At 44.8% G+C, this 15,924-nt stretch carries 12 protein-coding genes; 4 read left to right on the top strand and 8 right to left on the bottom strand.

What is annotated here, in order from left to right; all coding sequences use genetic code 11:
* Nucleotides 1-31: 31 nt before the first annotated feature.
* The 5 genes from ilvC to ilvD form a co-directional block, all read right to left on the bottom strand.
* The gene (gene ilvC / locus DW947_RS05315) at nucleotides 32-1,075 is read right to left on the bottom strand and encodes a ketol-acid reductoisomerase (protein ID WP_005833131.1); all 1,044 of its coding nucleotides are present in this window, start codon (nucleotides 1,073-1,075) and stop codon (nucleotides 32-34) included.
* 50 nt (nucleotides 1,076-1,125) lie between these two features.
* Complete coding sequence (locus DW947_RS05310) at nucleotides 1,126-1,875, bottom strand: acyl-[acyl-carrier-protein] thioesterase (protein WP_034523242.1); 750 nt, start codon at nucleotides 1,873-1,875, stop codon at nucleotides 1,126-1,128.
* Complete coding sequence (gene ilvN, locus DW947_RS05305; RefSeq protein ID WP_005833135.1) at nucleotides 1,875-2,435, bottom strand: acetolactate synthase small subunit; 561 nt, start codon at nucleotides 2,433-2,435, stop codon at nucleotides 1,875-1,877. The genes DW947_RS05310 and ilvN overlap by 1 nt, the downstream gene beginning before the upstream one ends.
* A 32-nt stretch (nucleotides 2,436-2,467) precedes the next feature.
* Nucleotides 2,468-4,219 (bottom strand): biosynthetic-type acetolactate synthase large subunit, encoded by a 1,752-nt coding sequence (gene ilvB / locus DW947_RS05300; RefSeq protein WP_057087213.1) that lies wholly within the window; start codon nucleotides 4,217-4,219, stop codon nucleotides 2,468-2,470.
* Nucleotides 4,220-4,303: 84 nt separating this feature from the next.
* Nucleotides 4,304-6,106 (bottom strand): dihydroxy-acid dehydratase, encoded by a 1,803-nt coding sequence (gene ilvD / locus DW947_RS05295; RefSeq protein ID WP_057087212.1) that lies wholly within the window; start codon nucleotides 6,104-6,106, stop codon nucleotides 4,304-4,306.
* A 488-nt stretch (nucleotides 6,107-6,594) separates the two neighbouring features.
* Between ilvD and DW947_RS05290 the strand changes: the two genes are divergently transcribed.
* Nucleotides 6,595-7,167, top strand: coding sequence for a peptidylprolyl isomerase (locus DW947_RS05290; protein ID WP_005833142.1), 573 nt, complete (start codon nucleotides 6,595-6,597; stop codon nucleotides 7,165-7,167).
* 114 nt (nucleotides 7,168-7,281) lie between these two features.
* On the opposite strand, the gene DW947_RS05285 is transcribed toward DW947_RS05290, so the two are convergent.
* From DW947_RS05285 to DW947_RS05275, 3 genes are all read right to left on the bottom strand, one after another.
* Nucleotides 7,282-8,562 carry a serine dehydratase subunit alpha family protein gene (locus DW947_RS05285; RefSeq protein ID WP_117749856.1) on the bottom strand — a complete coding sequence of 427 codons (1,281 nt, stop codon included), beginning with the start codon at nucleotides 8,560-8,562 and terminating at the stop codon, nucleotides 7,282-7,284.
* Nucleotides 8,563-8,711: 149 nt separating this feature from the next.
* Nucleotides 8,712-10,046 carry a DUF4925 domain-containing protein gene (locus DW947_RS05280; RefSeq protein WP_117749857.1) on the bottom strand — a complete coding sequence of 445 codons (1,335 nt, stop codon included), beginning with the start codon at nucleotides 10,044-10,046 and terminating at the stop codon, nucleotides 8,712-8,714.
* Between the two features lie 177 nt (nucleotides 10,047-10,223).
* The gene (locus DW947_RS05275; protein ID WP_117749858.1) at nucleotides 10,224-11,858 is read right to left on the bottom strand and encodes a DUF4925 domain-containing protein; all 1,635 of its coding nucleotides are present in this window, start codon (nucleotides 11,856-11,858) and stop codon (nucleotides 10,224-10,226) included.
* A 524-nt stretch (nucleotides 11,859-12,382) separates the two neighbouring features.
* On the opposite strand from DW947_RS05275, the gene aroC reads away from it, so the two are divergent.
* Genes aroC through DW947_RS05260 form a run of 3 tightly spaced genes read left to right on the top strand, consistent with a single transcriptional unit; the run spans nucleotide 12,383 to nucleotide 15,919 of the window.
* Nucleotides 12,383-13,459 (top strand): chorismate synthase, encoded by a 1,077-nt coding sequence (gene aroC, locus DW947_RS05270; protein ID WP_008664052.1) that lies wholly within the window; start codon nucleotides 12,383-12,385, stop codon nucleotides 13,457-13,459.
* Nucleotides 13,460-13,468: 9 nt separating this feature from the next.
* Nucleotides 13,469-14,824 (top strand): dipeptidase, encoded by a 1,356-nt coding sequence (locus DW947_RS05265; protein WP_008664054.1) that lies wholly within the window; start codon nucleotides 13,469-13,471, stop codon nucleotides 14,822-14,824.
* Nucleotides 14,825-14,839: 15 nt separating this feature from the next.
* Nucleotides 14,840-15,919, top strand: coding sequence for an anhydro-N-acetylmuramic acid kinase (locus DW947_RS05260; protein WP_057252977.1), 1,080 nt, complete (start codon nucleotides 14,840-14,842; stop codon nucleotides 15,917-15,919).
* The last annotated feature ends 5 nt before the right edge of the window (nucleotides 15,920-15,924 follow it).

The raw sequence follows: 15,924 nt of genomic DNA, 5'->3' as shown, positions 1-15,924 counted from the left end.
GAGGGTATTTCACCTATTTATATAAAGCTGATTAATTGTTTTCCGGACGAAGTTTACGAACTGTAACAGCTGTCTGCCACATTTCGCTTTCACGCAAGGCTTTCAATTCTGCATTCAGCTTCTCACGATAATCGGGTTTGGAGTTACTGTCGATAGAAATCTGGGCTTCGTTGCCCGACTTCACACTTGCATACAATTTCTGTACAACCGGCTTGATGGCATCATGGAACGGGGTCATCCAATCCAGCGCACCACGCTGTGCCGTAGTAGAACAGTTGGCATACATCCAGTCCATACCGTTCTTGGCAAACAATGGCATCAAAGATTGAGTCAACTCTTCCACTGTTTCATTGAATGCTTCAGAAGGAGTATGGCCGTTTTCGCGCAATACTTCATACTGAGCCAACAGTAATCCCTGGATAGCACCCATCAATGAACCGCGTTCACCGGTCAAGTCGGAAGTGGCTTCGCGGATGAAAGTTGTCTCGAACAAATATCCCGAACCGATACCGATACCCAGTGCAATCGTCTTGTCAAAAGCCTTACCCGTAGCATCTTGATAGACGGCATATGATGAGTTCAAGCCACGCCCTTCGAGGAACATGGTACGAAGTGAAGTACCGGAACCTTTGGGAGCAACCATAATAACATCAATATCTTTAGGAGGAACCACGCCGGTACGGTCGTTCCAGGTAATAGCAAAACCATGAGAGAAGTAAAGAGCCTTCCCGGGAGTCAAATAAGGTTTGATAGTCGGCCATACAGACATTACAGCTGCGTCAGACAACAGACACATGACGATAGTACCTTTCTGACAAGCCTCTTCGATGCCGAACAAAGTCTCACCCGGTACCCATCCGTCAGCCACAGCCTTTTCGTATGTCTTACCCGGACGTTGTCCTACAATCACATTGAAACCGTTATCACGCAAGTTGCAAGCCTGGCCCGGGCCTTGTACGCCATAACCGATTACTGCAATTGTTTCATCTTTCAAAATCTCACGTGCTTTTTCCAAAGGAAATTCTTCGCGGGTCATTACATTCTCAATAACACCGCCAAAATTCAATTGTGCCATTTTTTGTTTTAATTTTTATTTGTGGCTTACGCCAACGTTGATAAATTTATTTATTTCTCTGTAAATATCACTTTAGAACGACAGACCACTTCGCTGCCATTCTTTTTCACCTCCACATCGTAAACGCCCTCACCGGCATCATCCATGAACAAAGTCAACTCATCCCCATAATAGCTTTCGGCTACATATGCCATTTCAAAACGACGGATGCGCTTCTCCTTATACATCTCTATCGGGAACAAATCAAGGATATGCTCGATGTAACGGATGCTGTTCACATGCCCGTTAATGTCAATATCACTGTATTTGGCTACCAAAGCAGCAACCGGTTCCTTTGAGGCCACCTTTATCCGCGAAGGTTTTTCTATCGGGCAAGGCTCATCGCAAACATAATCTACAATGCTGCCACTATGAAGAGCCAGCAAATCTGCCGGCTTACGGGTATTCATGCTAATCATCGCCCAAACGGAACGTGCATACCCAATCTTCTTACCCTCCTTATCGATGATAGCGAAATTACGGTCTGTAAAAAGGCGATAGACATTCTCCACCCAAGTCTGAATGGAGAAATCTTCGTACTGATAAGGCATTTCATCCAGTTCGACAGCCAGACGGGACAATACCCAAGTATAATTGTCCTCGTTTAGAGTCGCGATGCCAAAACCGCGGTCGCTGGCATGGAAACCCGCACAATTCAACAAATGGTTGCCCAATACTCCCATTGTCAGCCGTCCGGTAAAGTCGACATGAAACGGTTCGGCAACAAACTTGTAGGTACCTATCTTATTGTTCTCGCTCATCATGATTCCTGGTGTTTACTTTGACGATATTTTGCTTCACGGTCCGCCAGATATTCATTGACACGCTCAAAGCAGCTGGTCGTAATGGCTACGCGACCCGAACGGACGAACTGAAGTACGCAATCCAACTGGCGCAACTCCTCATAAAGATTGGTTATTTCCTCACTCATGCCATTCTTCTCAACAATGGCAAATACAGCATTCACCTCCACAATACGGGCATTGTACTTACGGATTACTTTGGACACCTCCGGTTTTTCTTCCAGCGTAGGGGTCGTTATTTTATAGAGAGCAATCTCGTGCTGATAGATTTCATCATCCGTAAAATAATGGGCTTGCAGCACATCTATTTTCTTGGTAATCTGCTTGGTCACCTTTTCAATGGTATCCTTGTCCGTCCAAGCGGTAATGGTATATTTATGTACCCCCTTGATGGAGGAGGCCGATACATTTAAACTTTCGATGTTTATCTGCCGACGGGTAAACACAGCCGTCACTTGATTCAGCAAACCGGCAAAGTTTTCCGAATGAACAATGATTGTATATAGTTTTTTATCCATAGATAGAGTAAATTCTTTAATTTCGCATGACTTCAGCATTCCAACAACATCTGATTGACCGAACCGCCCGGAGGTGTCATCGGCATTACATTTCCTTCTTCCTCCACACAAGCTTCGAGCAGGAACGGTCCGTCGGTTGCTATCATCTCGTCAATCGCTTTTGCCAGCTCCTCGCGGGTCATTACCCTGCGTGCAGGAATATCATATGCCGAAGCAATCTTCATATAATCCGGATTCATCATCGGAGTAAACGAATAACGACGATTGAAAAACATCGCCTGCCATTGACGAACATTGCCCAAGAAGTTATTGTTCAACAGAATCATCTTCACCGGAGCCTTTTGTTCCATGATGGTACCCAGTTCCTGCAGGTTCATCTGCAAGCCGCCGTCTCCCATGAATACGCATACCGTGCGGTCCGGACGTCCAAAAGTGGCACCGATAGCTGCCGGAAGGCCGAAGCCCATAGTACCCAGGCCACCGGAAGTAACAATGCTACGTTCCTTGCTGTATTTGAAATAACGGGCGGACATCATCTGATTCTGGCCGACATCAGTCACCAATATCGCCCCGTTATGGGTAGCCTCACTCACAGCACGCACCACCTCACCCATGCTTAGCGCTTTTCCTGCCGGATGTAATTCCGGACGGATTACCTTTTCCTCTTCCACTTCCTCGTATTGCCGGAAACTGTCAATCCATTCCTGATGGTTGGCGGGTTCCAGCAATTGGGTAACGGCAGCCAGTGTCTCTTTGCAATCTCCCAGGACAGCAACATCGGTCTTTACATTCTTATCTATTTCGGCAGGGTCAATATCAAAGTGGATAATCTTCGCCTGCTTGGCATATGTTTCCAATTTACCCGTCACACGGTCATCAAAGCGCATGCCTACGGCGATAAGGACATCACATTTATTGGTATTGATATTGGGCCCCAGGTTACCGTGCATACCAAGCATTCCTTTGTTCAACGGATGGTTCGTAGGTAATGCGGAAAGTCCCAATAAAGTGCATCCGGCAGGCATTCCGGCTTTCTCAATGAAAGCACGAAGCTCTTGCTGGGCTTCTCCCAGCTCCACGCCTTGTCCTACCAGCACCAAAGGCCGTTCCGCACCATTTATTAATTCAGCAGCCTGCCGTATGGCCTCCGGCTCCATTTCGGGAACGGGAAGATAGCTACGGACATAGTCCACCTTAGTAGGCGCATATTCTGTTTTCTCCACTTGGGCGTTTTTAGCAAAATCCAGCACGACCGGTCCCGGACGTCCGCTCTTTGCCACATAGAAAGCACGTGCCACTGCCCAGGCCACATCTTCTGCACGACGAATCTGGTAACTCCATTTCGTGATAGGCTGAGTAATGCCTACCAAGTCCACTTCTTGAAATGCATCCGTACCCAAGAAGTTCGTCCCTACCTGGCCGGCAATGACAACGATAGGCGTACTGTCAATCATGGCATCTGCAATGCCCGTGATAGTATTGGTAGCACCCGGTCCACTGGTAACCAGACAAACGCCAACCTCGCCTGATACACGTGCAAAGCCTTGTGCCGCATGGGTTGCTCCTTGTTCATGGCGAACCAAGATGTGGTTCAATTCCTTCCGGTGGTCGTATAAGGCATCGAATACCGGCATGATGCTCCCTCCCGGATAACCGAAAATAGTCTTTACTCCCTGATGCTCCAGAGAGCGCATCAATGCTTCTGCGCCTGTTATTAGAGCCTCACCCCGACCCTCTCCTTGGGAGAGGGAGGAAAAGTTACTCTTTTTATTATTATCAGCCATACTTTATCTTTTTATTAAAAACTTCGGAAATTTGTATCATTCCCTCCTCCCCTCTCTTTCGGAGAGGGGTCGGGGGTGAGGCCTTTAATCAATCAGCCTCACAGCCCCTTTGTCAGCGGAACTCACCATACAGGCATATGCTTTCAATGCTTTGGAGACTTCACGGTTGCGGGTTACCGGAGTCATAGGGCGTGCTGCAAGCTCTTCATCCGTCAACTTCACATTGATAGAACGGTTCGGTATATCAATTTCGATAATGTCCCCATCCTTAATCTTGCCGATATTACCACCGGCAGCCGCTTCGGGAGAAACATGTCCGATGCTTAGTCCGGAAGTACCACCACTGAAACGCCCGTCGGTAATCAATGCACACTCCTTACCCAGATGGCGGGATTTGATATAAGAAGTAGGATAAAGCATCTCTTGCATACCCGGTCCACCTTTCGGCCCTTCGTGAGTGATGACGACGACGTCTCCACTGACCACCTTTCCACCCAGAATACCGTCGCAAGCCGCATCTTGTGAGTCGAAGACTTTCGCCGGCCCCGTAAATTTCCAGATACTCTCGTCTACACCGGCAGTCTTGACAACGCAACCGTCCTGAGCTATATTTCCCTTCAAAACCGCCAGACCGCCATCCTTGCTGTATGCATGTTCCAAATCACGGATACAACCGGTCGCACGGTCCGTATCGAGTTCCTTATAAGACGCATTTTGTGAGCCGAGTACCAGATTGAACTTTCCGGCTGCCGCACTGGAGTATTTCTTGATTGCCTCTTTACATACATTAGAGCTGGTAATACTATACCGGTCGATTGCCTCTGCCAACGTCATTCCATCCACACGGTGGACATTCGTATCGACCAATCCGCCCTTGGCAAGCTCATCCATGATGGCAATGATGCCACCGGCACGGTTAACGTCTTGTACATGATACTTTTGGGTATTGGGAGCCACCTTGCATAAGCAGGGGGTCTTGCGGGAGAGCATGTCAATGTCGTCCATCTTAAAATCCGCTCCGGCTTCGTGAGCCACAGCCAACAAATGAAGTACCGTATTAGTGGAACCGCCCATCGCAATATCCAGCGTCATGGCATTCAAAAATGCCTCGCGGGTAGCAATACTGCGCGGGAGTACACTCTCATCCCCTTCTTCATAATATCTAAAGGCATTCTCTACAATCAACCTGGCTGCATCCTCAAATAGTTTCTTGCGATTTTCGTGAGTGGCTACAATCGTGCCGTTACCGGGCAGTGCCAATCCAATCGCTTCATTCAAGCAATTCATGGAATTAGCGGTAAACATGCCTGAGCAGCATCCGCAAGTGGGGCAGGCATGTTGCTCAATCTGTGCCACCTCTTTATCGCCCACACTTTCATCAGCAGATTTAATCATGGCATCAATCAAATCCAAATGTTGTCCGTTCCATTCCCCGGCTTCCATCGGACCGCCTGAAACAAACACAGTCGGTATATTCAGCCTCATAGCCGCCATCAGCATCCCCGGAGTAATCTTGTCACAGTTACTGATGCAAACCATAGCATCTGCCTTATGGGCATTTACCATATACTCCACACTATCGGCAATGATATCTCTTGAAGGCAGGGAATAAAGCATACCGTCGTGTCCCATAGCGATACCGTCGTCAATGGCAATCGTATTGAACTCCGCAGCAAAACACCCCAGTTTTTCAATCTCTTCCTTTACAAACTGGCCTATTTCGTGCAGATGTACATGCCCGGGGACGAATTGTGTAAATGAATTGACTATAGCGATAATGGGCTTACCCATCTGTTCCTTCTTCATACCATTCGCCGTCCACAATGCACGGGCTCCCGCCATGCGGCGACCTTGTGTGCTGAACGAGCTGCGTAACTGATGCTTCATTTTCAAATCTCCTTTTAATGAAAAAGCCTCTCCCACTATAGTGAGAAAGGCTTAATAAATTATCTTCTAACGTACGAATACATACATAACCTTTCTCACGCTCTTGATGCCACCACCACGACGCGAATAATATGCAGGACTGCCAGGTTAATAGATGTATGTAAATTCATAACTTAATTCTTCTTTTTTGTTTCAAACGTGCTGCAAAGGTAAGGGCTTTTTTATAATCTCCAAACAAATTGAAGAAAAAAATAAGATAAATATGAATAATCGTAAGAAAATATCGCCCTAAAATCCTATTTTATCACTTAACAGTTCTAAATAGCACCATTCAGACAGCCAATGTAAATGTATTGCCAATCATTGAAACCATTTAATAATCTGAAAATTACCAAAGGCTCTCTACATCCCGAAACAAATAATTCGTATCTTTGTCTCTTCAAATACTCAAAAAAAGTATTTACTAATTAAATAAAGATAGAAAATTAATGGAAACAGTAGAAAACAAGTACATCACCGTAGCATATAAGCTGTACTCAATCGAAAACGGAGAAAAAGATTTCGAAGAAGAAGCACCCGTAGAGCATCCTTTTCAGTTTATCTCAGGTCTGGGAATGACACTCGAACCCTTTGAAGCCCAGATAAAAGACTTGCAGATAGGCGATAAATTCGACTTTACCATTCCGGCATCAGAAGCTTATGGTGAATATGACGACGACCATGTTATTGACCTCCCCAAAGAAATCTTCATGATAGAAGGAGAATTCGACAGCGACCGTGTAGTGGAAGGCGCCGTCATCCCCTTGATGACTTCTGAAGGTCAACGCATCAATGGAAGTGTAGTAGAAGTAAAGGAAGACGTAGTTGTAATGGACATGAATCATCCACTCGCAGGTTGTGATTTGAACTTTACCGGAGAAGTGGTGGAAAGCCGCCCGGCTACGAACGAAGAGCTTGCTGAAGTTGCCCGTATGATGGGTGGCGGTTGCGGCAGCTGCGGTTGTGGTGACTGTGGCGACGGATGCGGCGACCATGAATGTGGAGGTGGATGCTGCCACTAAAGAATTAAGAATTAAAAATTAAAGAATTAAAAATTAAAGAATCAGACTACACAGTATTAAGCATGCCGCATGGTAATTCTTTAATTTTTAATTCTTTAATTTTCAAATTCTATATTATTTACTTGTCATTATCTCCAATACCAATTTATCCGTTTCATTCATTCCTTTAGAACCGATTTTTGTCAGATTACGGATACTCTGATCCACATCCTCATCAATAATACCTTCTACGGAAGTCACACAACGGTTTTCCATGGCCATGATGGCTGAAAGCACTGCGGTTGAAACTCCGGTAGTTACTTTCAATGCACAACTGGGTTTGGCACCATCACAAATCATTCCGGTAAGATTGGCAATCATGTTCTGTACAGCATATGACACCTGCTCGTATGTGCCTCCCATCAGCCAAGTTATACCGCAACTGGAACCCGTGGCAGCAACCACACAACCGCATAAGGCAGATAACCGTCCCAAACTCTGCTTGATATAAATTACCGTCAAATGACTCAACATCAAAGCACGGATAATTTCCTCCTCCGACTTTCCGTTCTCTTCTGCATAAACAAGTACCGGTAAAGTAGCTGAAATACCTTGGTTACCACTGCCTGAATTACTCATCACCGGAATCATGGCACCTGCCATACGAGCATCGCATGCACCAGAGGTATAAGACAAGATATGAGAGAACACACTGTCTCCCATAATTTTATGTTCATAGGTACCACGAAGTATTTTCCCCAAAGCATGACCGTAATCACCCTCAAAAGAACGCTCGGCCGCAGCCTTATTCAAACGGGCTGTCTCGAGAATGAATCGAATCTCGTCCAACGGAGTGGTCATTGCAAAATCATAGACTTTACGTAAAGACAAATCAAGAGCTTTTTCCTCTGCTTCTGTAGAGACCTCTGCTTGCCTGCTCAACAATATATCATTGTTGAGCGCTATATATATAAAGGTAGTATGCCCACCCGCAATGACTGCTGTAGATTTATCTTCTCCCGCCTCACAACAAACTTCAATATAAAGTTTCTCTTCAATGCCATCTTTTAATGATATATGGATTCGCTTCTCATCAATAAAACGCTTTCCTTCTTCCACGGTATCAGAAGTGCTATCCTTCAAAACTTCCAATTGATATGCTGATTTACCGATTAAGGCTCCCAATGCCACAGCAATAGGTAATCCAATCATACCGGTACCAGGAATCCCCACCCCCATTGCATTCTTCAAGATATTAGCACTTAAAAGGACTGTTATCTTTTCCGGACGTTTACCAAGAACCTCTGTAGCTTTTGCCACACATAATGCCACAGCTATAGGCTCTGTGCAACCTATGGCAGGAACCACCTCAGATTTAACTAAAGCATTGATCTGTCGTCTTTCAATTTCTGTCATTTTGTTTCCACTGTTTGATTATTCAATATGCAAATGTAGGAAAAAACTAATAAAAAAATCAGATTCGACAGCAAAACATAAGTCAAAAAGAAAGAGGGTGCTAATTGAAAATACCCTCTTCTTTCGCTTGCAACGCTATTTTAACAAGACTACTTAGAAACTTTATGAGAACCTGATGAAATATCAATTCCTATTTTGAATACGGTGCTCTCTTTCCACACCTGTTCTAAATCTGTCATAGATTCAATATTCAACATGGTTCTAATGTATTTACCAACCGGACTTCCCAATATCTTTATATCCAAACCATCTATCAAAGCATCCAATTCCGGCAACAATGGATAAATAAGCGGCATCAGCATATCAAAAAAGTCTTTATCGAGATACACATAAATGTTATCTATTGTAACTCCATCAGATACAGTAATCTCAGATATTTCATAATTCAACGGAAAGCCATCCAAAAGATAACCCACTAACTTTTCAACATCTGCATCCGAAATCTTTGTAAGATCCAACTTGGACAAAATTCCTTCGCTACCGAGATTTCCTAAAAGTCCAGACAAGAGGGCCTTTATTTCAGCACCTTTCATTCCTCTTAATCCTTCCAGAATTTCCGTTAAAGCAACCGTATTTTTAGTATCAGCACCATCTTGATTTTCCATGATCTTATTGATAATGCTTGAAAGATTCAATACGAGATTGATATGGTCGCCACTAACATACCAATAAGCAAAATTTGTCGGAGAAGTCACCCAGGAAACATTGCTCGTAGAAGGCAAACTTGACAATATACCTTTAACAATATCAGCTGTTTCAATATTGATTTCTTGTGCATAATCAGCTACAATATTCCCGTCTGCCTTGAACTCTACATCTTTTAGCAGTTTCACCATCACAGCCGACAAAATTCCACTGCCCAAATTGCTTATATTATCAGCTGTTTTACCTCCACTATAAGTTGAAAGTAAATTTATCTTGGCAGGCGCATAAGGTCTCCTTTTCACATCAGTTCCCGTGGTAGTGTAAAGCTTATCACAAAGCAACCACTTCTTCACCAAATCCCCTGAAGTTTCCGTCGTCACTTCAACTTTAGCTTTACCATCCATAGTTATATTACCATTAACTTTCACAGCAATGGAACTAACCAATTCAGATACTACTTTTGTTGTCGGAACAGAGGCCGTCCCCTGATACTGAAAGAGCCCACCTGTTTGTTCTGTAACAACTACATCAATCTCAATCTCATTGACACCTCTGATTGCTTTAGTCAAAGTCAGCACCCCATTATTTTCATCTACCATAGCCAATTTGACACTTGCACCTACTTGCGGTAAAGTATTTGTTGTCAAAGCCAAGTTTCCGGCAGAAATTTCTTGTGTAGGCAGCTTTTTCCAGTTTGGTTTGTCATCATCATCACTACAAGCAGTAAACATACTCATAGAACAAATCAATGCAAATAAGTAAAGCAACTTTTTCTTCATATTTTTAATAGTTTCAGTATATTGAAAGCCTCTAAAAGGGCCATAAAATCTTTTAAATTTAAAGGGCGAAGTACGCTTAAAAAGAATAAAAAAAGTTCTCTCTATCAAATTGAAAAGAGAGAACTCTTTATATAGCTATGGAACTACTTCAAAATACGGTTCCATGCATAAATCAGTTTACTTCGCAATCAAATCCAATCCCAAATTAAATTCTGAGGTTTGAGCAGAAAGATTCCAATAGTTACCAATCAACTGCACAAATATTCCTGCAGCCTTAGCTTCTTCCGGCAATATGCCAGAGGCAGCCAAAGCATCCCAAATATAAGTAAAATCAGATGCATAAACAGGACTTCCCCAATCATCAACTTCTCCCGTATCGGTCATTTTGAACAACGGGTCGAATACATCCTTATCTAAATATAAATATGTATGTCCATCTTTTGAAACCGGTACCATAGGAAAACCATTCTTAACCATACCCAGCAAATGCTCAAAAGAAGCATCACTAACCTTGTCTAAATCAAATCCAACAGTCTTCAAAAGTTCTTTAATCATAGCCGGCTGACCGTTCAACACTTGTTCTATGATTCCACTAAGATTACCCATATTTTCACCTCCGACTGTAGCTAAAATGGAAGCAATATCAAGTTTTACATAAATTTTGCCATCTTTCGGGAACCAATAGGCCAAATTCTTAGGTGAAGTTGTCCAACCACTTTCCGCTACTAAATCCTTAATTGTATCTTGTGCAGGAAAAGCACCGGACATGATGACTCCCATCATCCAACTCGCTTCAAAAACGATATTGGGCTTAGCAACATAATCGGCAGTAATATTACCATCCGCTGACAAAGTTACACCATGCAAAGTCTGTGGCAGCAAAGCTCCTCCCAAACATCTGAACAAGCCAGTCATCAGGTCAACATATTCTTCCGGTTTTTCCGTTACTACACCCTCTTCCATTACATTTGCTTTCCAAGTAGAATAAAGAGCTCCGGCAACTGGATAATTGGCCAATGTCATTCCCATACATTCAAAGCCTTCAACTGTTGAATAGGGTGCGAGTTCATAAGTCTTTGCCCAATCGGATGTATTTGCCAGAGTTGCATTCAACTCCAAAGAAAGCACTCCGGTAGCAGCTGAAAATGAACCTGAATACTTTACCGTATTATTTGCCGCCGTAGTAGCTTCACCAGAAAAACTTCCGGAAGCATCAGGTTGCACATTGGAAATCTTCACTTGATCTTCTCCCGGAACAACACCTTGCAAAACAAGCTCCATATTGCTACCATCCACAGCACTCAAAACAGCCGTTTTCCCAACCATTACTGAGCCACCATATTTCAATGCCAGCTTTTCTCCATTGTAAGTACCTACATATAATCCCAATCCAGAAGCTTTCATATCAACTTTGATAGATCCATCCAAATAAACAGTGCCGCTTACTTCAACAGTCATGATAGCCGGAACGCTTGCAGTTTCTTTCGTTATGGCTGGAGCTGTATTCAATTTTGCAGTACCTGCAAAAATAAAAGAATCACCTGATTGTTTCTGTAATTCAACATTAACAGGCACATTCTCATAACCTGGAATTACATTTTTCAAGGTTAAAATACCCTCAGATTCATTTTTAACAGACATTTGAACAGAACCAGAGGTTGATTTCACGCCATTGACAGTCAAATCAGCCTTATCTCCAGACAACTCTGTCTGAGGAATTTGCTGCCAAGTATCATCATCGTCATCACTACAAGCCGTGAATAAACTCATTGAACAGATCAATGCAAATAAATAAAATAAATTCTTTTTCATACTTTTTTGAGTACTTGTTTAGTTAATAAAAAGCTTCCAAAGAAGCTATTAATTTCCCAATTTTAAATCAAAGGTGCAAAGTAACACTTTTCAAGAATACCAGACAAGGTCTTTTCTAAAAAAAGGATGTTCTTTTTTTAAGGTACGTTTTACTAACATATTAAAGATAATCATTACTATTTTTAATTTTAATTAGCCGGGTACCGGAAACCAACTACTTTTTCCACCAATTATAATTCATTAGACTAAGGTCATACTTTCGTTATACCCAGGTTATACTTTCGCTATACAATGGTTTAACGAAAGTATAACCTGGGTATAACGAATAAATTTATGCGACCCAAAGATTAAGATCTGCCCTAATACGGCATAAAATCTTCGTCACAAGGGACTATTGTTTGCAAAAAAATGTATTCTGTTCAAACGAATCCCAAAAAAAGTTGTTATCTTTATAAAGTCAAAAGCATTTCTTATAAAGCGTATTGGCACATTAACCTCATATATAAACCTTTAAAGCATTTGATATGTTCAACTCATTTGGAAATATTCTCCGTCTTACCAGTTTTGGGGAATCGCACGGTAAGGGCGTGGGAGGAGTGATAGACGGATTCCCTGCAGGAATAGTCATTGATATGGATTTCGTCCAGGCAGAGCTCGACCGACGCCGCCCCGGACAGTCACGTATCACTACCGCCCGGAAAGAAGGTGATAAAGTGGAGTTCCTCTCCGGCATCTTCGAAGGAAAATCCACAGGCTGCCCCATAGGATTCATTGTATGGAACCAAAACCAACATTCTGACGATTACAATAATCTGAAAGAAGTCTACCGACCGTCACATGCCGACTATACTTATAAAGTGAAATATGGCATCCGCGACCACCGCGGAGGTGGACGTTCATCAGCCCGTGAAACAATCTCGCGTGTAGTAGCGGGTGCCCTGGCCAAATTGGCGCTGAAGCAGCTGGGTATACACATCACGGCGTACACTTCACAAGTAGGTCCTATCCGCCTTGAAGAAAATTATACCGCATACGACCTCGACCTGATAGAGACCAATCCGGTCCGCTGCCCCGACCCGGCGAAGGCAAAAGAAATGGAAGAACTCATCTTCAAGATAAAGGGAGAAGGAGATACCATCGGAGGAGTGGTGACTTGTGTCGTCAAAGGATGCCCCATCGGACTGGGACAACCCGTATTCGGCAAGCTCCATGCAGCACTTGGAGCAGCCATGCTCAGCATCAATGCAGCAAAAGCATTCGAGTATGGAGACGGTTTCAAGGGATTAAAGCAGAAAGGCTCGGAGCAGAATGATGTGTTCTACAACAATAACGGACGTATCGAGACCCGCACCAATCATTCGGGCGGTATACAAGGTGGAATCAGTAACGGGCAAGACATCTATTTCCGTGTAGCCTTCAAACCCGTGGCAACCGTACTGATGGAGCAACACACCGTGAACATTGACGGTGTAGACACCACCCTGAAAGCCCGAGGACGCCATGACCCGTGCGTATTGCCACGCGCAGTACCCATCGTGGAAGCAATGACAGCAATGACATTGTTGGATTATTACCTGATTGACAGAACAACACAACTATAATATTCACCCATGGAAATAAAGAAATACATCACCGAGAACGAGCCTAAAATGCTGGAAGACTTGTTCAGCCTCATTCGCATTCCAAGCATCAGTGCCAAACCCGAGCATCACGACGATATGCTTGCCTGCGCCGAACGCTGGGCACAGTTGCTGCTCGAAGCCGGAGCGGATGAAGCCCTCGTAATGCCCTCCAAAGGTAACCCGATTGTTTTTGGACAGAAAATCGTAGACCCGGACGCCAAGACCGTATTGGTATATGCCCACTACGACGTGATGCCAGCCGAACCTCTCGAACTTTGGAAAAGCGACCCCTTTGAGCCGGAAATACGCGACGGACATATCTGGGCACGTGGTGCTGATGATGACAAAGGGCAATCTTTCATACAAGTGAAAGCGTTTGAATACCTCGTACGCAACGAACTGCTGCAAACCAACGTAAAATTCATCTTCGAAGGAGAAGAAGAAATCGGTTCGCCCAGCTTAGAAAGCTTCTGCCAGGAGCACAAAGAGTTGCTGAAAGCAGACGTCATTCTGGTTTCGGACACCAGCATGCTTGGTGCAGACCTGCCTTCACTGACCACCGGACTGCGCGGACTAGCCTATTGGGAAATAGAAGTGACCGGCCCCAACCGCGACCTACACAGCGGTCACTTCGGCGGTGCTGTTGCCAACCCCATCAATGTACTTTGCCAGATAATCAGCCAAGTGACGGACGCAGAGGGACGTATCACCGTACCGGGCTTCTATGACGATGTGGAAGAAGTTCCCCAAGCCGAGCGCGACATGATAGCCCGCATTCCTTTCGACGAAGAGAAATACAAAAAGGCTATCCATGTAAAAGCACTTTTCGGAGAGAAAGGTTACAGTACGCTGGAACGTAACAGTTGCCGTCCGTCTTTCGACGTATGCGGCATCTGGGGCGGATATACGGGTGAAGGGTCCAAGACCGTGCTCCCATCCAAGGCATACGCCAAGGTATCCTGCCGGTTGGTTCCCCACCAGGACCACCACAAGATATCCCGGCTCTTTGCCGACTACATTCTGGACATAGCGCCGGATTCAGTACAGGTAAAAGTCACTCCGATGCATGGAGGCCAAGGATATGTATGTCCCATCACCCTACCCGCCTACCAAGCCGCCGAAAAAGGTTTTGAAAAAGCTTTTGGAAAGAAACCGCTGGCAGTGCGTCGGGGTGGAAGTATCCCCATCATCTCCACTTTCGAGCAAGTACTGGGCATCAAAACCGTTCTGATGGGCTTCGGGCTCGAATCCAACGCCATCCACTCACCTAATGAGAATATACCGTTGGACATCTTCCGTAAAGGAATAGAAGCTGTTGTCGAATTCTACCTCAATTATAAATAAAACAAGAAAATCAGGATGAAAGACTTCCAAATTCAAGCCATCGGCCTGATGTCCGGCACTTCCCTTGACGGGCTGGACGTATGTTGTTGCACTTTCCGGCAGCAAGCCGGAAAATGGTCTTTCCACATAGACTGTGCAAAAGGCTATAGCTACCCCGACGCCATGAAGCAGATATTGGGTACCGGTGCACAGACAATGAGTGCTTTGGAGTTCATCACTTTCCACAGCTCCTATGGAAAGTTTCTCGGTGAACGTGTCAACGAGTTCATGCAAGAATTTGGAGTCCACCCCGATATTATCGCCTCCCACGGGCATACCATCTTCCATGAGCCTCAAAAGAGAATCATGTACCAAATAGGTGACGGAGCCGCCATTGCCGCTGAAACCCGTATACCTACCGTTTCGGATTTCCGGCGGCTGGACATCATGCTGGGTGGGCAGGGCGCTCCACTCGTACCTATTGGCGACCGGTTGCTTTTTGCCGACTACGACTTCTGTTTGAATATCGGCGGTTTCTCCAACATCTCATTCGAGCAGGACGGGCGGCGCATCGCTTTTGACATCAGTCCGGTGAATTACGTCATCAACCATTACTGCCGGCAAATAGGATTGGAATTTGACCGTGACGGCGAGATAGCACGGCAAGGCAACATCTGCCAAGAACTGCTGGACGAACTGAACGGAATGGATTTCTACCATCAGTCCGGACCGAAGTCATTGGGACGGGAGTGGGTGGAAACGCTGGTATATCCCATGCTCGAGCGTTATGGCTTGAGTATGGAGAATATGCTACGTACCTTTTACGAGCATGCCGCCTGGCAAATATCACGCATCATCACCGCCCGCCCCTTGCCCGATGGTAACGGAAAACTGCTGATTACCGGTGGAGGTGCATTCAACAAGTTCCTCATAGAACGTATCGACGCCTTGTGTCCGTGTGAAATCGTGATTCCCAGCCGGCAAATCATAGAATACAAGGAAGCCCTAATCTTTGCTTTCCTGGGTGCCCTCTATATGGTGGACACACCCGGATGCCTCGCCTCGGTGACGGGAGCCACGACAGATAATATCGGAGGGATGCTGTTTAAAATATAGTCAAT

It is taken from the genome of Bacteroides sp. AM44-19 (assembly GCF_003603395.1).
In the GTDB taxonomy this organism is placed as follows: Bacteria; Bacteroidota; Bacteroidia; order Bacteroidales; family Bacteroidaceae; genus Bacteroides; species Bacteroides uniformis.
The sequence above is the reverse complement of the archived record's forward strand: the minus strand, read 5'-3'. Positions and strand labels throughout refer to the sequence as shown.